Source organism: Thalassobacterium maritimum (assembly GCF_031127805.1).
Taxonomy (GTDB): domain Bacteria; phylum Verrucomicrobiota; class Verrucomicrobiia; order Opitutales; family Coraliomargaritaceae; genus Thalassobacterium; species Thalassobacterium maritimum.
Genome location: NZ_JARXHW010000020.1, coordinates 49,260 through 67,628, shown reverse-complemented (window position 1 = coordinate 67,628; position 18,369 = coordinate 49,260). Strand labels below are relative to the sequence as shown.

Annotated in this window: 14 protein-coding genes; 1 reads left to right on the top strand and 13 read right to left on the bottom strand. The window is 51.6% G+C overall.

All coding sequences use genetic code 11. The features are described 5' to 3' along the window. Positions 1 to 37 precede the first annotated feature (37 nt). The 10 genes from QEH52_RS10220 to rtcA form a co-directional block, all read right to left on the bottom strand. On the bottom strand, positions 38 to 1,267 hold the full coding sequence (locus QEH52_RS10220) for an inner membrane CreD family protein (RefSeq protein ID WP_308950212.1): 1,230 nt from the start codon (positions 1,265 to 1,267) through the stop codon (positions 38 to 40). A gap of 116 nt (positions 1,268 to 1,383) precedes the next feature. Further along, positions 1,384 to 3,054 carry a hypothetical protein gene (locus tag QEH52_RS10215; RefSeq protein ID WP_308950211.1) on the bottom strand — a complete coding sequence of 557 codons (1,671 nt, stop codon included), beginning with the start codon at positions 3,052 to 3,054 and terminating at the stop codon, positions 1,384 to 1,386. A 137-nt stretch (positions 3,055 to 3,191) separates the two neighbouring features. Next, positions 3,192 to 4,232: an AAA family ATPase gene (locus QEH52_RS10210; RefSeq protein WP_308950210.1), complete on the bottom strand. Its 1,041-nt coding sequence runs from the start codon at positions 4,230 to 4,232 to the stop codon at positions 3,192 to 3,194. Then, entirely contained in the window at positions 4,229 to 4,786 is a 558-nt protein-coding gene (gene pnuC, locus QEH52_RS10205; RefSeq protein ID WP_308950208.1) for a nicotinamide riboside transporter PnuC, read from the bottom strand. Before pnuC ends, QEH52_RS10210 begins: the two co-directional genes overlap by 4 nt. Positions 4,787 to 4,804: 18 nt before the next feature. Then, positions 4,805 to 5,269, bottom strand: coding sequence for an ADP-ribosylglycohydrolase family protein (locus QEH52_RS10200; RefSeq protein WP_308950207.1), 465 nt, complete (start codon positions 5,267 to 5,269; stop codon positions 4,805 to 4,807). Then, positions 5,266 to 6,183, bottom strand: a complete 918-nt coding sequence (locus tag QEH52_RS10195; RefSeq protein ID WP_308950206.1) for an ADP-ribosylglycohydrolase family protein — start codon at positions 6,181 to 6,183, stop codon at positions 5,266 to 5,268. The genes QEH52_RS10200 and QEH52_RS10195 overlap by 4 nt, the downstream gene beginning before the upstream one ends. A 1-nt stretch (position 6,184) precedes the next feature. Then, a complete protein-coding gene (locus QEH52_RS10190) occupies positions 6,185 to 6,757 on the bottom strand; it encodes an NUDIX domain-containing protein (RefSeq protein WP_308950205.1) in 573 nt (190 codons plus the stop codon). After that, positions 6,754 to 7,317, bottom strand: coding sequence for a nicotinamidase (locus QEH52_RS10185; RefSeq protein ID WP_308950204.1), 564 nt, complete (start codon positions 7,315 to 7,317; stop codon positions 6,754 to 6,756). The genes QEH52_RS10190 and QEH52_RS10185 overlap by 4 nt, the downstream gene beginning before the upstream one ends. Positions 7,318 to 7,429: 112 nt before the next feature. Next, on the bottom strand, positions 7,430 to 8,830 hold the full coding sequence (locus QEH52_RS10180) for an RtcB family protein (RefSeq protein WP_308950203.1): 1,401 nt from the start codon (positions 8,828 to 8,830) through the stop codon (positions 7,430 to 7,432). 4 nt (positions 8,831 to 8,834) lie between these two features. Continuing rightward, positions 8,835 to 9,848: an RNA 3'-terminal phosphate cyclase gene (gene rtcA / locus QEH52_RS10175; protein ID WP_308950199.1), complete on the bottom strand. Its 1,014-nt coding sequence runs from the start codon at positions 9,846 to 9,848 to the stop codon at positions 8,835 to 8,837. Between the two features lie 299 nt (positions 9,849 to 10,147). Here rtcA and rtcR point away from each other — a divergent pair, with 299 nt between their 5' ends. Further along, entirely contained in the window at positions 10,148 to 11,743 is a 1,596-nt protein-coding gene (gene rtcR / locus QEH52_RS10170; RefSeq protein ID WP_308950197.1) for an RNA repair transcriptional activator RtcR, read from the top strand. 51 nt (positions 11,744 to 11,794) lie between these two features. Here the strand turns inward: rtcR and QEH52_RS10165 are convergent, their stop codons facing one another. From QEH52_RS10165 to QEH52_RS10155, 3 genes are all read right to left on the bottom strand, one after another. After that, positions 11,795 to 13,294: a reverse transcriptase domain-containing protein gene (locus QEH52_RS10165; RefSeq protein WP_308950196.1), complete on the bottom strand. Its 1,500-nt coding sequence runs from the start codon at positions 13,292 to 13,294 to the stop codon at positions 11,795 to 11,797. 341 nt (positions 13,295 to 13,635) lie between these two features. After that, positions 13,636 to 15,261, bottom strand: coding sequence for an SWIM zinc finger family protein (locus tag QEH52_RS10160; RefSeq protein WP_308950194.1), 1,626 nt, complete (start codon positions 15,259 to 15,261; stop codon positions 13,636 to 13,638). A 3-nt stretch (positions 15,262 to 15,264) separates the two neighbouring features. Beyond that, entirely contained in the window at positions 15,265 to 18,345 is a 3,081-nt protein-coding gene (locus tag QEH52_RS10155; protein ID WP_308950192.1) for a WGR domain-containing protein, read from the bottom strand. Positions 18,346 to 18,369: the final 24 nt, after the last annotated feature.

Sequence of the window (18,369 nt, the reverse complement as noted above, 5' to 3'; positions counted from 1 at the left end):
CACCCCGAATTTCTACACACTCCCTACTTTCCACTCCCTACTCTCCACTCCCTACTGACAGCCCGCTGTCGCCACGCTTGCGTGCCACAAACACCGTCGACCAGTCCATCTTGGCGGTCGCGCGCATTAAGACAGCCAGCGTCAACACGGCACCGATCGCGATGGTCAATCCACTCAAACCGTCGAAGAAGAAGCTGTAGCTAAACAATACCATGTAAGCGAATTGCGCGGGCAGCGCGATCCGTGTCAGCGCGCGACCACCGACGGCATGCAGATACCCGCACACCAATAGCAACGAAACCGCAGCCGATAAAAAGAAGCACAGATGTATCGGCATCAGATCGACCGTGTAAGCAAAGAGTAGTTGGAAGGCGAAACAGCCGGCTGCTAAGAAAAAGTAATTCATCGGGTGCAAATTGATCCCCGTCACCGCGCCAAAGATTAACAGGACCGCAAAAAAGAAAAGCAAGGAGACCGGCGCAAAGAAACTGATACGGCTCGCAATCGGCCCGGGGTTTAAGACTTTGGGCATGTCCATACCGATCGACTGCGCGCCAATCACGTCGGGGTAGTCCCAGATCAAATCCCACCCGCCCGTGGCGATTGCCGAACGGTCGGTGGGCGATGCGGTGCCGCCGGGGAAATTGATCGATTCGAAATCGGTCTGCATGGCTAACTGGAAATTCTGCACGCGACTCGCTCCATTGAGATCATACTCCCAATGGTTTAGCCCACGCGCATGATAGCTCACCTGCAGGGGCACCGTGCTCTGCGGCGGAATCACCACCGCCTGGGTGATGGTGCCCTCGCGTAAGATGGGCTCGTCGACACCTGCGCCCTCGAGCTCGAAGGTGAAATTGTTATAGCTCGCATCGGCGGAAGGCAGACTGAACGCCACATACACGGTTTGCGCGATCGGCGTCGGATTCGAGATTTCATAATTGGCAGCAAATTGCACCTGATAGGTGCGATACCAGAACAAGCCCTTGCGCTTTGGCTCATACTGCAGATCGACTTGCACCCGACTCATACTCGGGCTGACAGACGAACGGCCCGAAGCATTGGCAGGCGATTCATACCAAGCGATCGGGTGCGCCTGCCGCAACTGCGGCCCCCAAGTCGCCTGCACTTCATACATCAATGAGCCGGAGCGATCCATCGAACGATGCGTCAGCGCCCCGCCTAGAATAAACCAGCCGACCGCGGTGCAGATGAAAATAAAACCCACCGCGAGGATGGAGCGAAATGTCAGTGTGTATTTGTGCATAATTTTGTAGTTGTTATTTGAGGTCATCTCTCGCAGAGACTTCACTGGTGAAGACCATCGTGTTTGCGTGCTTTGCTTCGGCGGGCGTCACAAGTGAAGCCCCTACAAATAAAGCTTCAGCGCTCCAGGTCTCGGCGTGTGTAATAGAGCGAAGCCACCGGTGCTTCGTCGTCATAGATCTGTTTACTCAGACGCACCGATCCGCCTTGTGCATCTCCGGCGTCGATCACGACGTTCCCCTCCAGTGCGGTGGCCTGATATTCACTGGGCAACTGCAGCTGCCAGATCAAGCGGTGCACAAACAAGGGCGTGCGCGGCAGCTCCAGTGATACTCTGCCCTCAACGGGATTCATCTTTGGCCCTTTGCTGGTAAAGACATAGCCCACTGTGGTCTTGGAATGTGTCCCACTGCCTTTGGGCAAATTAAGGATCAGCCCGCCATCTTCCGCCAACAACGGATCCATCGAGCGACCGTTGATCGAACTAGACAGCAGTTTACCACCTGCCGGCAGCACGAAACGGTATTCAGCCGCGTCGGCGTGTTCGATCACAAGCTTGGCTCGGTGCAACAGACTCCCCTCGGGCACCAACTCGCTGACATACTCCGCCGTCTCCACCGTGGCCGAAGCGGTTTTCACCCGTGGCAGTGGCCGCGCAGATAGTTCTAAGGCCGCTGTATCCGAAAGCGTGAGATACCTCAGCTTCTCAATCCGCACGGACGCCCCCATCCAATCGGGCAAGCGCCCGAGCGGCATCCACGCCCCGGCAGCTGGCGTCACCTCGACCCCATCGAAGTCGGAAAGATAGCATGCGCTGTCGGTCTTCTTCGCGCCCTCCACCCTCACAAGCGGCACCGCGAACTGCTCCGCCACCAGATCGATCGGCACGGCATATTGAATCATCACTTCCCGTGTGGTCGCCTCGTCGTGTGGCCACTCCAAGTGTAAGATCGGCCCTTGAGCGGTCATCTCAATCGAATCACGCACGCCACCACCGCGGCCGAAGTCCGCCACAGAATTCACACTGGCAGGACTCGCCAAGCGTACTTGCGCCCTGGACGTCAGGCCACCGTCAGTCGCATTCAGCCGCAAGTGACAGCTCACCTGCATCACGCCCCCCAGATCACGAATCCAGTGCTTCGCCGAAGCTTGCCACTGCGTCGGCTGCATCGCCTCGGGCGCATACAACTTGACCTTCACAGACCCACCAGACGCCGGTAAACTGAATTTTGTCTTCTCACGATTCGCAGCAACTGCCCCCGTCACAATGATAGCCGCTGGATCCTCCGCATGCCGAAGCTCAAGAGTCGACTGTCCCGCCCCCACCGTCATAAAATCAGCAAGCAATTGACCCCGCTGCGAACGCTGCACTGGCGCAGCCTGCAGCCCCAGCGTCACAGTAGACGCAGCTTTCGGCTCCAAGAGTAAACAACGACCGCCATCCATCGGCACCAGTTTCGCATCCGGCGGATCCAGCGAACGGATGCCCTCACTGTCCTTAACTAAAAAGACCGCTTGCCAGGTATCCGAAAGGTTCACCACACTGAAACGAGCCTGCAAACTGACCGCAGCCAGATCCGTGCAATCGACCACATAATTCGCCGACTGCACCCACACGTCCACCGGCGGCTTGGGCGGCACGCGGTCGTCGCTGGCAGCTTGAGCCCGCTCCAGCAGGCCCCGCAATTCGGAATAGGGCAAGGTCACCGTCGCCTGCGAAATGTCGCCCGCAGCACCCAACGCGCTCAAACCGACACTGAATAAGAAGAAGCATAGAATTGTTTTCATCGTCCCCCATCCTAGAACCCTTCTTTGAAAACATTATGAACTCACTGTGAAATCGCGGGGGGAACAGACCATATAGCGCTAAGCACATTCTATTATATTGGAAACTAGACAGCCCCCTTGCTATTGAAAATCTCAGTTCACGATAGAACCGACTCGATCACCTTGAGTCTTTCCGCGATGGATCCCTTTAGCTGAATATAATGGTGTCCACGCTTATTCAATTCCCGGATATACCAATCGTGTTGGTAGCGGCGGAATGAGTCGTCTTTTCGAGTTCCATCCTGAACAAAATCAAAGTCAGGTTCACACAGAAAAATATGCTCATATTGACGGTTCGCTAAAACTTCCAACGCGTCATCGACCTCTCCAAACATTTCGTCGCTATAAAGAAGCGTCGTCAAAGGAGACGTATCGCAAAATAAATAACGATTCGCTGACATAGATGCCTGCTGCTCTTGCTCAATTTGAACCTGAGCAATTTTCAACATATCCGAGTATAGCAAGAGACCAGACTGCGCTTCCCACAGTGTCCGGCCATACTCAGCCACATACTCCGTACCAAACCTTTCGGCCGCTAGACGGGATAAAGTGCTTTTCCCCGTCGATTCGCCCCCCAAGAAGCATACCTTTTCCACAAAATCACAATAAACTTCGGAGCTCAAATAAGCGCGATGCTGATGAGGATTCGCACGTATCTGTGAACCAGAAATTGGTAACCGCCGCCGCGAAGGATCTAAACAGATACTTTCAACTTCAACTGGCGCACAATAATAAACACTGAATGCACCTGATAGATATCGGGCAAATCCTGCCCCATAATCCTCGCTACTAAAAACGACATCCACAGAGGTCTTAAAAATTTGCAGGCAAATATCAGCGCACAGTTTACGGTGCACTTCGGCAGCCGCTTCATTGCTAGGCAAGTAGTCCCACCCCACGGAACCGAGCATGCAGGAAACATTCTCGGCATCTATAACAATTGAATGAACATTCGGAAAACGAAGCTTGAGCCATCGCTCCCGATGAGCCCGCTCACATCCTGAAAACTCTGGGTTCGAGTATGAAATTAAGTATACACGCTCACACCGTTCCAATGCCGCTCGAATCAATGATTCATGCCCTAAATGTAGCGGCGAAAACTTCCCTACAACTAAGCCTCGAGCATATAGATAACTCATGCTTTCCTCATTTCCCGTTTCCACCGGAGCAATCCGAACACCGCATTGGCTAGAAAGGCCGCATACAGCACAGAGGTTACATACAATCCCCGTGATGCGAAGAGCGGCACGGCAATGATATCCACTAAAATCCAACACCACCAAGTTTCGATTCTACGCTGCATGAGTAACAATTGCCCCAACACACTAAAGGCCAAAACCGTAGAATCCAGAAATGGCGCATACGCATCCGTATAGACATGCAAAAGAAAGCCATAAGCAAGCGTCACTAGGACACCCGAGCCTGCCATGAGACTTAGCAAACGAGCTCCGCTTCGTTTTACTGGAGCCGGCGCCCCCTCATCCCCCTTGGTCCACTTGAGCCAACCAAAGAGACAAGTCATAATAAAAAATATTTGAAGAGTGGCATCCGCATACAATTGAGCACCAAAGAAAAGGATCCCAAACAAGACACACCCAATAACTCCAGTCCACCAAGTGTGGACGCTATTTCTCGCAGCCAGTACCACAGAGACCGCATTTATACCGTTCGCAATTACTTCAAATGCAGTCATTCTTAATAACAATAAGACCTAATCAGTGAATAACATTTTACGCATCCGAAATGGGATTAACCGCGTCAGACCGTTAAGCAAGATGATGATCAAAAAAATTAGATTACGCGCGAGCTGTAACAAGAAACACGGAGAACGGGCGACTCTCCCATCGTGAATGCATTGTATGTGAGCTTTAATAAACAATTTTCCTTTGGGCCAATCGTTTATGGGGTCAACCCATTCATCAGGAATGCCCGAACGACCCAACTGGGCACCGGCCAACGCTCCAAGGATCGCTGCTGTCAAAGCCTCCAACACCATCAAGGTATGCTCGGTATCATCGCTTAGCATACCTCTGCCACAAATAAAGCGATGCTTCCAGTTGTCATGCCAGCCCAACTTCTTAATCTCAGCCGGCGATATCCCTTCGGCGGGCAAGCCGAGCGAATCGCCCACCGCAGTGCCCCAGACTAAGCCGGAAATTTCACCTTTGTTTCTCATTTTTTGCGCGCATCGATCAGCCCTTCGACTAAAGATTCGATTAGATAGGACTTGGCAATTCGAGCCCGCCAGTCAGCAGGAATGCCTGCCGCGCCGTAATAAGCACCAGCGATCTGCCCACATACCGCAGCAGTCGTATCGGCATCACTGCCTAAATTAGCAGCATACAGCACCGCCTCACGATAGCTATTTGTTTGATAGAAACACCAAAGTGCCGCCTCCAAACAATCGGTGACGTATCCACTGCCACGGATGTTATCAGATAATTTCCCACGATAGTCTCCACGTGCAATCGCCTCAATTTTCGGGGGCAATTGAAGCCTCGAATCTTGCGAAAAATGGGCACCAAATAGAATCTCCTCTTTGGAATCACCACGTAAGGCTTGGTGCAACATCGCCCCCAACAGCTGACAGGCTGCAACACATTCCTCGGCGCCATGCGTCGTTCGCGAGCTCTCCGCAGCAAAATGGATCACCTCTTCCAAATTCGAATAAAAGATCGGAATAGGCGCTAAACGCATAATCGATCCATTTCCCGCAGAAAACTCATCCGTAGAACCCGCAAATGGGTTACCTGAAAAACGATATAGTCTTAATGCCGCCTGAACCGTCCCTCCAATATCAAAACACGTTCCATTCGATGAAAGATAACCCTCGCGATGCCAGCGACAATAGCGCTCCATCTGATCCCCTGCATCAAAGCCATCACATTCGATCAAACTCGTGGCCAAGCAAAGCGCCATCGAGGTATCGTCCGTCCACTCTCCTGGCTTTAAATCAAAAGGTCCACCACCTACCATATCGGTCAAGGGCTCAAAAGCGCCTCGCTCTTTAAACTCAACGGTCGTGCCAACCGCATCACCACAAGCAAGGCCTAGCAGACAGCCGGAAAGTTTATCATTCAGTGTAATCATTTTAAATCGGGAATTTACTCATTTGTAAGTATTGATAACAAAGCGGCCAAGTACGGCCACAAAACGCAGAGGTTCCCGCCATTAAAGCACGTAAGCCCTCGATGGTGACAGGCACGACTTCAATTTCTTCAGAAGCTTCCGGCGCAGCTGGACCACGATACTCCGCTTCCACAAATACAAATTGAAAGCACTCATCGGTCAGCCCCGCAGATGGAAATAGGGTCGGCGGACTCTTATCCAGAACCGCGGTGACCGCATAGCCAGTCTCTTCCAAAAGCTCACGCTCAGCTGTCGACTCACACCTTTCTCCTGGATCAACGAGACCAGCTGGCAAGGCTATCATCGTTTGGTTGATCGGCATGCGATACTCACGAACAAGTAGTAATTGGGTCCCTTCCGGATGCTTCACGAAGGGAACAATCACCACCGCATCGGGTGTTTTAATCGGCTGCTCAACATCTCTGCGACGACTACAATAAACCCACTGCTTGGTGCGCCCCTGGATCTCGGCTTCAGCCTCCACCAATTTCAGCCATTTGGTATCACTCAAGATTGTATGTTTGATTGCTCTCATAAAGTTCCGTCCACGATTTCTACACCCGCGGTGCGCATTGCCTCGATAGCCTGATCAATATCGCCTGGGTGCACCCCAACCCCACGGCAGGCCTCAAGCAAAACCCGCGCCTTGAGTCCTGCTCGTAGAACGGCATCGATGGCAGTCGCCTTCACGCAGTAATCAGTGGCAATCCCAACGATATCGACGCACTCGATCCCGCGTGCTTTCAACAGTTCGGCCAATCCATTGGTCGCCCCTCGCTCATCGTAAAAACCGCTGTAGCTATCAACGTCCTGATCGAAGCCCTTGCGAATGACCGCATGCACATTAGCCTGATTCAAATCCGCATGCAGCTCCGCACCAAAAGTGCCCGCCACACAGTGAGCGGGCCAAGTCTCAAAAGATACATGATCGCCCAAATGCCAATCCTGCGTCGCCACAACGATCGCATAATCTCCGCCTCCAGCTAGCTTGTTAATAACCGGCAAAATGACATCTCCACCCGCGACGCCCAACGCGCCGCCCGGCAGAAAGTCATTGTTCAAATCGACAATTATCAGTGCTGTTTTCGCCTCCACGGATTAAGTGTATAATTCACACTTAAGGCAACCGTCAACCTTAATGTGTATATTTCACACTTTCACATTTTTATACACCGAGTCCAACCGACTAACTCCCGAGAACCCAGAATCAGTCTTCCGGGCGTTCGCCGGCTGGTGCCATCTTCACGATACGTGGATGAAAACGCCCCATTTTCTCGACGAGGTCATCTTGGGCATTCATCACCGTTTCAATGTTCTTATACACCATAGGTACTTCATCGATACCGGCAGACAATAGGGTCACATCATTCTGCTTCAATAGCGCCTGAGCGACCTTCCAATCGAGATTCTCCTTAGCTTTCTTGCGCGACATAACACGACCGGCTCCATGTGAGGCTGAATTGAGCGACGCGGCCACTCCCTTACCTCGCACGATATAGGCGGGCGTGGCCATCGAGCCGGGAATAATTCCTAACACACCCTTGCCAGCGGGCGTCGCCCCTTTGCGATGCACGATAACATCGCGATCCAGATGGCGCTCTTTCCAAGCGAAGTTATGGTGATTTTCCAAATCAAACAGGACCTCGGCACCCAGGTGCTTCGCAATATGATGGTGGATACACCAGTGATTCGCGGCGGCATATTCACCCATCAGGTTCATCGCAGCCCAATATTCCTGGCCCTCGGCAGAATCCATATCCAACCATGCAAGGTGCGAAAGCTCCTTCGGCAATTCGGGGTGACGTTGCCGTGCCAATTTCGAATAATGGTCGGCGACCGACGCACCTGTGCCTCGGCTTCCGCTATGCGAAAGCAATGCCAAATAATTACCCGGCGCCAGGCCGAGACGGTCGTCCGCGACCTCAAACACGCCATACTCGACAAAGTGGTTCCCGCTTCCGCTCGTTCCGAGCTGCGCCCATGCCTTGTCCTTATTGCGCTTCGTCACTGGAGACACATCCCAATCGAGGTCGAGCACACCGTGTTGACGCTTTCGACTTCCACGGCTCTTGAAATTCGCCCCAATTCCAAAACGGGTTTCCGTTTCGAGTGCGTGGATCAATCGTTCACGCGCGACGGGATCATCCAAATCCGAAACTGGAATATCGAGGACAGTCATCTTCATACGGCAGGCGATATCTACCCCCACAGCAAAGGGGATCACCACTTGATCGGTTGCCAAAACACCCCCGATCGGTAGACCATATCCGAGGTGGGCGTCCGGCATCAGCGCACCGGCGACGGCAACTGGCAAGTCGCAGGCATTGACCATCTGCTGCACGGAGTTGGGCTCCAGATCGACTCCCCACTGCTGCCACGGTGCTGGATTAGCGCGTGGGATAAACAAGTTATCCCCGATGCTTCGCGCAAAAGCCCCCCAAGCGACATCGTCCGCATAAGCAGACGCATTGCTCACAACGGAGGTCAGTGTGCTCAAGACTGTCTCGGAATCTACACCACTGGCGATACGTTCCTTAATCGTTTCAAAGGCGATTTGCATTGGATCACCATGAGGCACGCCGAGTTCTAATAGTTTTTTTGAGTTCATTGTCTTATTTTTTAAATGTGATGTTCCACGCAAGGCGCTCCTCACGTTCGGCTTGAATTTTTATTTTTAGAAATCGTTCAATGGTTTGAACGTTGGTTTTGAAATGCTTGGTTAAGGCGGTGCACGTGAACCGGCCTCCACCAGCCAACGCAAATGGCAACAAAAGTTGATCCGCGAGGTAGTCGCCCACGGGTGCCGTCGATTTAAGATAACGTTCCACTGCCGTGCAGACCTTGCCCACAACCTTTTCAGCAGAAATCCCATTCTCTCCAAAGCCGGTAAAGACTTCAGTGAGCGCTTCGTATTTAAGATCGAGCAAGAGGACATTGCCCATACCCGGCGCGGGATCGAAATGAGCGGCCGAGGTATCTTCCTCCGACAAATCTAAGCGATCTCGGACAACAACCAATTCGCGCTCCGCGATCGAAGCGGGCAAATGATTGGCGATCGCACGCGCATTCCGACCGAGCAGAGCCCCACGTTCGTCAAGAACGAGTGACTTCAGAGCTTTGATTGGCTCGATCGTAGCGACGATTTTTCCGCCCCCGGCAGGATAAAATCCCATCTGCTCAAGGCGCAAGTTCACCTGAGCCCCCATACGCTCTAGAATCGGCAAATAGACCCTTTGAATAAAATCAAAGGGAGGTGCCATCGGGTTATGAGTTCCCCCCTCGATGACGACCTCACTCGGCGAGTCCGCAAAACACAAAGGCAATAGAATGGTCTGCAGGATCAGCATCGCACTCCCGCCCGAGCCAACCGCAAACTCATATCGACCACCACGGACTGCCTGAGGCGTGAATTCGAGCTCCATCGACTTGATCGAATCCCCGACCACCTTCGCGCTTGAGATCACGGTCGCCGCCCGAACCGCAGTCAAATGCTGACGCATCAAGCCAGGCTTACGGCGCTTCCCACGAATCTCTGTCATCGCAAACGGTCGCCCGGTGAGGATCGAAAGTGACAAAGCACTTCGCAATACCTGCCCGCCCCCCTCACCGGCAGAACCATCGATCATTATGTGTTTATTCTGAATCTGTGTCATCTTTATCTACTGTTAAACTGATTAAAATGGTGAATGCCCCCGATCGGATAGGGAGCCAGGACCCCCAATGTCTGGCTCCCTCGTCTTGCGACTGCAATTTATCTATAACACATGGCATGCCAACATAATGCAAACCACCACCAACAGACACGCATCCAACTACATACCAGGAGTTTAAAACATTACATTTACCCCAAACCCAGTTTCACCCAGAATAAAATCCACCTTGCAACTATATTGTATTCTACAATTTTATAATATTTTATATAACCATGAATAAGCGTACAGTTTGCATCAGTCTGGTTGGTACAGTCATGGATAAAGCGAAATTCCACCAACGCTGGGATCGCTGGCGGCCTACAGTTTCGCTCTGCCAGCAAGAGGACTTGATCATAGACCGGCTCGAACTGGTTCACACCGAAAGCGATCGCGCACTCACAGGTGAGATTGTAGCGGACATCGCCACCATCTCGCCGGAGACAACTACGCAGACTCACGAAATCGAATGGATTGACCCTTGGGACTTTGAAGAGGTCTACGTCAAACTACACGACTTCTGCCAAAACTACCCTTTCAATCTGGATGAAGAAGACTACCTCGTGCACCTGACTACCGGCACACACGTAGCTCAGATCTGCTGGTTTCTACTGACCGAATCGCGACACCTGCCCGCCAAGATTATCCAAACCGCGCCCCCCAAGCGGTCATCCGGCGATTCCATCGGCAACTACTCCATTATCGATCTCGACCTCTCCCGTTACGACAAGCTGGCCGCGCGCTACAAACAAGACGCCACCGAAGGACTCACTTTTCTTAAAAGCGGAATCGAAACCAAAAATGACGCCTTCAACGCCATGATCGAAGAGATCGAGCGGGTCGCCATTCGCTCGCGCGAACCGATCCTACTGACTGGGCCGACCGGTGCTGGCAAATCTCAACTAGCCAAGCGTATCTTTTCCCTAAAAAAAACGCGTAACCAAATCGAAGGTAACTTCGTCGCCGTCAACTGCGGCACACTTCGCGGGGACAGCGCCATCTCCACCCTATTCGGACACGTCAAAGGTGCCTTCACTGGTGCTGCCAATGAACGTACCGGCCTGCTCAAGGCAGCCGATAAAGGCCTACTCTTTTTAGATGAAATCGGCGAGCTCGGCCTCGATGAACAAGCCATGCTGCTCCACGCGGTCGAAGAGAAACACTTTCGACGACTCGGAGCCGACGACGAAATATCAAGCGACTTCCAACTGATCGCAGGCACCAACCGCGACCTACTCAAAGAGGTCGCCGAAGGACGCTTTCGCGGAGACTTACTAGCCAGAATCAACCTCTGGACGTATCAGATGCCCGGACTGGCACAGCGCCGGGAAGACATCGCCCCCAACCTCGAATACGAACTCAAGCGCTTCGAACAGTCCAACGGGCGGAAGGTTCGATTCAACAAGGAAGCGCACACCAGCTATCTAAAATTCGGACAAGCTGCGGACGCCTCTTGGGATGGAAACTTTCGGGATCTCAACGCCTCCGTCATTCGCATGGCCACACTCGCCAGCGAGCAACGCATCAACCAAACCAACGTCGAACAGGAAATAAAAAGACTCCAACAAAGCTGGAAAACCAGCAATTCGACGACTGGCCTGCTGGAAAAACTGATGCCAGCCGAAGCACTCCAGGAAATCGACCTGTTTGACCGCCTCCAACTCGAATCCGTGCTCAAAATCTGCCAAAGCTGCCGCACACTCTCCGAAGCAGGTCGACGCCTCTACGGGGCATCACGCCTCAAGAAGACCTCCAGCAATGACTCCGATCGCTTGAAGAAATACCTCAGCCGATTCGACCTTGATTGGAGTGCTGTAAAACATAACTCATGACCAATTAGAATAGAGCACTCAGCCCTCACGCTTATTTAAAATCTGCGAAACTTACTTGCCGAGTATCTTATTTAAAAGCCGCCGGAATATCCCGACATGCGGGAGTGGCGCCGGCGCAGTAGGCTTTTTCTTGGGATGCCGAATGACATGAGTGTATTGGTTTCGTGCCAATAACTCTTCTGCCCTCGCACACAGGCTGGCATACCTTTCCGCATCGACCATCTTCAAGTAAGACGCATATCCATCGATCTTAGCTAGAATTCGATCTGAAGCGCCACGCCATGTGCAGGCTTCGACTCCTTGAGTATCAAGACGATGAAGCAGACTTCTAAAATTACGCACATCGTGGCGGGATACACCCACCTTTTCATTGACTGTTAGACCGGTAACTTCCTGTCGACGCCCCGCCCCCATTGAACGGACTTTATCGGGGTGAACGATAAAGCCTTCTTCTTCCACTACTTTCCGAACATGCCACAGTATCTTTCGCGAATCAATCCGCGTATTCTTGCCACTCCCGGAAAAGGTTAGGTCGTCCGCATACCGAGTGTACGTAAAACCGTGCTTCTTTGCGATTCCCGTCAAACGCGCGTCGAGACGACGGCAAAGAAGATTTGTAATCCCTGGGCTCGTTGGAGCGCCTTGGGGGAGGTGCCTGACAGAAGTGGCGATGTGCCACGTTTCGCCATCAAGCTCGGCATCGACTACCGGTGGCTCCGTACAAAGCAGTGCGAAAATCGTAGAAACGGATTTCGAATAACCTAAGGCGTGAAACAATCCATAGACTCGAGGAAGCGTAATATTGGGAAAGAAATCCTTGAGGTCACAATTGATGACACAATCTGAAGCTTCATGCGGCTTGGCATTTGTGAGAATACTTCTCTCTGCCCTAAAGCCGTGGGCGGCATCATGCATCGGAACCTTCTCGATGATGTTTTGCAGTATCCAATGCTGGGCGGATTTCAAACGCGGCATCGGAGCCGAGATCAACCGCGTACCGCCTGCCTTTTTAGGTATCTGGAACCGCTTATAATGGCTGACTTTACTGACTTTTCGCTCGTAAGCGAGAAAGCGTAATTCTCCGACACTCAAGCTCATCGCCTCCGCGAGTTGCTGATGGTTCAGAAATTGAGGTAAATTTTGACCTTGCAGCCGGGCGTGATCGATTTCGATCTGATTGAGACTTCCAGATACCTCAGCCCCCAAAAACAGAATCTCTTCACTTTTTCGTTTTTTCCATGCTTCAGCGCGTTCCAATCGCTCAGCTTCACGCTTGGCCTTGTTCTCCGCTTGACGCTCTCTCGACTCTTTGAGCTTCTGTTTGCGTATTTTAGCCAGCGCAAATTCACGCTTCTCCAAGCGCTTATCTTCCCGAACCAAGCGATTGAGAGATTTTGACAATTCGGCACTGCGCTCAATCAACTCGGCTGGCAATTTGTGAGCCCCGTTCTCGGGATGCCAGAACCCCAAGCGCTCCATCTCTTCCAACTCAACCTGTTGCTTGGATGACTGACGGATGCGGTCGTAGAGTTCTTGTCTTTTGTTCGCCATGGTCGAGCGTCGGAAAGAACCAAGAAATACTAAGACAGTAGCGAAGGGGCCCTTCGTGCAGCTCAATTGACTGGGCTGCTCAACTCCAGCGCCACCACTACCGGTGTGCTAGTTCGCTTCACGGAAGCCGGATCGGAACTAGCACACCGGTAGTGTAGTGGCGCACAGTCACGAGTCGACCAGTGAAGCGTTGCGAGGCTGTATGCATGGAGCGGCGAAACGCCGTCCGGGTTGCAAGTGCAGCCCCTCGCTACTGTCTTAGTATGTCTTGGTTCAGATTATGTCAGTTGTTAAGATAATAATGATTTATATTTCAGGAAAAGGATTATGTTCAATACTCTCTATCTGGACTTAGCCATTCGAAGAGCCAGGATGTGCTCGCACGGCCCACTCCGCAGCTTGTTTTGTTGATAAAAATTGCAGGAGCATTTGGCTCGAACCAGTCGTTCATCAAGATCGACGAACGCTTCGACTATGTAAGTGTTTTTGTCCTCAATGGTTCCAGTTAAAGTTGTGCCTCCAATACGTTTTTCAGTCCGCAGCTGAACGCTTGCACTTTTCAATAACTCAGTGGCTCTCGATTCTCTTTCGTTCGCGTAGCGTAGTTCGCTTAAAGGGAGCGGCTCGCGTGTGAGTTCACGAGAACGCCATACCTCGTTTTTAAGATCGTAGACCACACGTCCAGCTTGAGCACAGATGCTTAGAGCGCCCAACACCTCCTCATGAGGAAGTTGAAGCTTCTGCGCGAGCGCACTGGAACAACTACGCCAATCCCCGCGCAAGCCTTGAAGCACTTTTTCGGTCAATTCCGGCGTAGTCGCTCCACGCGGAGCCAACAGGTCGAAATTCCCGGCTCGCGACCAATCATTTGCAGTCCAGCCTGATAAACCGAGTGTGTATGTGATATCTCCGAGATCGATCATCCAGAACGACGGCAGACCATAACCAGTCAACCGGACTTTGATCGAGACCGCGTGTGGAATGAGGCGCTCTAAGGTCAAGAGACGCCGACGTCCCCAGATCCGGATCTCTTCATCGCTCGAACCGAGATAAACAGAGCGAGGACATTTTATTTCAAGATTCCACGGGTCTACAATAATCTTAATCGGCTGCCCGGGGTTAAGGATAAAGCGCAGCGACCGGGGACCCGACTTCTCTTTCTTCTGTTTCAGAATAAAGCAGATATTGTGAAGATCCATCGGATGGAGTTCAAATTCACTGGCAGCTAAGGTCATGGCTGAGCTAACTTGCAAGAAGCCCCGCACCCAGGAGTCCGGGAGATCGATCTTCACTTCCCGGTGAGCGTCATCTTCACCAGTTTGGACATTAAACCCCTCAGGATCGATCGTCAGTGAAGTTTCTTTATAATCCCGAATCTTTTGAAAGTCACCATAGAGGTTTTCAGAGTAATCGATATTAGTCGTGCCGCAGGAAAAATCATCCACTGTCTCGAAGACATCGTGATTACAGGACAGGCACGCGTAGGTTGACTCATCTTCGCTAAAACACTCAAAAAAAACTTGATCAGGGTGAACTGTGATCACCGGATCGAGCACGAACCACCAAGCCTTATTATGCTTGTACAGGTAATTGTAATACTCACTACGCGCCTGGTAGAAGGCGCCCATGTGTGCCTTCTTCTCCTTATTCACGGAGTCCAGCTCTGCTCTCAATTCCGCGATTTTTTCCTTTCGCCCCTCTTTCCCAGCGAGACTTTCAGCGAGCCAGACATCTTCCTGTTGTGATGCCCAACGCTTGTAGTCTTCACGATCTTTCGGCTTAAAACGCAAATCGGAAATGACGACATCGTGCAGCGCTGAAATCGCTTCGCGAAAGAGGAGCTTCTGCCGAACTTGACCATTGAACCATGTCGGCGCCCGCCCCGCATCCGGGACGAACGATAGACTCGTGCTAGAGGCGTTCGACCGGACGCGCGAAGCGCCCTTGTATTTAAATTCGAAAAGCATTTGTTAAACAGTAAACGGTTGCCTGACAGGCGGCACTGCGAAAGCTAAAGGACTCTCGAGATCGGGCCATTCGCGCGCAATGTTCTGCAATATGTAAATACACGAGGCCTTATCACCAATCGCCATGGTTGCAGAGATACGATCAAGTAGCTGAACCGCTAATTCCGCAGTGCCGCGATCTTTCATCGACTCCTGTTCGATGATCGAAAAAATACGCTGCTTCGCGATCCGACCGGCTCCGATTTTAGTTAAAACTGTGCGGAAATAAGGTTCCAACAATGCGATACGATCCGGTTGATCGACCGCATAGCGTATTAAATAATTACTCGCAAATATCTGCAGCTCAGTGCTCGGATGCTGACTAAGCTGCATCAGGAAATACGGGCCATCTTCATCCTTAAACCGGCGAGTGATCATCTCCCTGCCGAAGTCCTGAACATCCACTTGCGTTGAATCACAAATAGATACGAGCGATTCAGGCTTCCAATCTGCCTCTTCTACAACCTCGCGAAAGAACACCATCGCATGCTGTTTAGAGTCGGCCCAGTCGCTCTCCAATAATTCAAGACAGTCTCCGAGGTTCTCTCTAATTAAATGAGGCGTCGCCATAAAGTGATTCCAAACATATTGGCGAAGCTCAGCGTGTGGATGCCCCGCCCATTCAACCAACCGCCCAAGACTCACCTCATTGAGATCCGCATTTCGCTTTAATAGCGTAAACCCGAGAGCTTGAGCCTGAGCATACTGCGAATCTAACATACGAGAATATGAGTCAGCGGGAATGGCATCCAAATGAGCCGCCAGCGAATCTGTAAGCAATTCGTAGAGGTCGGCATGTATCCCTTCAATGATCTCAGCTCGTAGCAACAGAGGATACCATTGCTCGACCAGTTCTTTACAGAAATCCGAATTCTTCAGCGCAAGCCGCTTGATTAGCGGGCGAACATGCTCCCTCAAATCCGCATGCTCAGAAACCGCACAGCCAGCCAAAACCTCCGAGCGCACGACCAGCAAAGAGTCCGTCAATGATTTCAAGAGTTCTAACCCAAGCCTTCGAACCGAAGCAAAGTCGGATGATAGCGGGGCAAGAAGAAGTTCTTGAGGTAAAGTCGCGGCAATATCTTGAGCTATCAAAATTTGAGCGCCTAAAACTTGTAATTGTTCAAGTGGATGAATAGAAAACTCCGCCAGGTGCCTGATCGGCAGGGCTCTCAGTTGCTGAGCGGCGAAAACATGCAAAACATCGACCGCAAATTGCGCGCGCGTCGAATCTTCCTCATCACCCGAAAGCGATAGAAGCGCTGAAATCGCCCTAGCAACAATCTTTTCCTTAACTTCAAGGTTCAAAGACGCTGCCGCCAAACAATCCCTCACAACTTGACGACTAGACTCAGAACTGACAAAAATAATACGAGACACCAAATCGGGAAAACCGTTGAGCTTTTGCTGAATCTGCTTCAACCATTGGCCTCCCAACTCACACGCTTCGGTGGACTCAGAATCAAGCATCGCAAGCAGAAGTATCTCCTGTGGAGAATCCGGATCCCATAGCGACCGAGCGATTTCTAGACCTAGTCTTGCAGTCGGCTCATACCAGGAAGAGACAATACCAATGACGAATGAAAGCTCAGCATCCGCGATCCAATCCGAGTGATCATTCCAAACTCGAAGCGCGAAATCCTGAACCTCTGCAGAGCGAGATTGTAGCAACAAGTGCATAATAGCTTCGGGCGCTGCATCCCAAAGGTGAGGAAAGACTTCTTCGCGCTCTGCTGCGGGAAGTGACTCGCCAACATACTGCCAGCTCAAAGATTTCTCAGGTTGCTTTAGAACCTGGGATTTCCCCCTCAGTATATATACGAAACTGTTGCACTCATTTCTCGGAGGGTAATGGATAACTCTTTGATCCATACGACGTGTTTTAGGGTCGTAAAAATACCTACTGAGATTCGACGATTGCGGTCGATCCACAGAATCATCATATGCAAGAAGAATGCCTGTGGCTAAAGGGATGAAAGTCGCAGCGTCGTCATCCGCGCCTGCCTGCTTAAGCGTGCGATAAATTCGTCTACGAAAATATTGCTTAGTCGTCGTTGAAAACCCAGGACGCGTATACTTCCCCGACGCGAAATCGTATCTACCAAAACCATTCCCAAAGTCCGACTCGAACCGTTGAGCGATCACTCCATAGATCTCTGCATCAAGTCGGAACTCGGCGGCCTTAAAAAGCTGCCGCAACAGAAGCATCCCATTCTTACGGGTGTCGATGGACTTAGCAACCGAGTAGAGCGCTTCTCTAACGCTGGGAGTGTCCGAACTGATTAAAAAGAGATCGGCAGATAAATCCGGACTGCCATCGCCCGCCTCAACCGCTTCCCGAATGGCATCTGAAAGGCTCACAACAGAATCGCTTTCGAGAGCGTCTCGGAGGGCAGACGGCAAATCACTTCTAACATCCGCAATAAACGCTTCACGATCCGCATTCACGAGTAGCCTCAACTTCGCCTCACGTGCAATTTTTCTTAATGATCGATCCTTTGGGCTGTTGGAGATCAGTCGATCAATGAGTGGGCAGTGCTCACTCTCTCCAATTTGACCGATCGCCCAAGCCAGACTCCACGCATTCATCGCTCTAGCCTGATCAACCAGAGCCGCCAGAAGCGGCATCGCCTGCTTCAACCTCCACTGACCAGCTCTCCAAACGGCTCGTGATAATTTCCACCCCTCATCAACATAGCCTCTCTTGAGCCGATCAATGACAGCCACTACGCGCGGATCGCCTTCCAAAGAGTCCCATTGCACTGGATCTTCGATTTTCGGAGCAGGATCTGGACGCCCACTTTCATCCACAATGAGATAGCCCTTCGCAGTTTTCGCGGCAACTAACTTAGAAAATATATTCTCTGCTTTCGCCTTAGATTCTGGAAATGGCGTTTTTGTCCCTTCCTTTAGGCGTGCATTACGCCGTCCATATCGGAAATTAACAATAAACTCCCCCGGCCCAGCCTCACAGAGATCCACCTCATATACTTTATCAGAATTCGCCTTCTTGAAGTATAATTTAATCTGACGAATAAGTTTCACTAGCTAACGACTGAGCACGTAAGT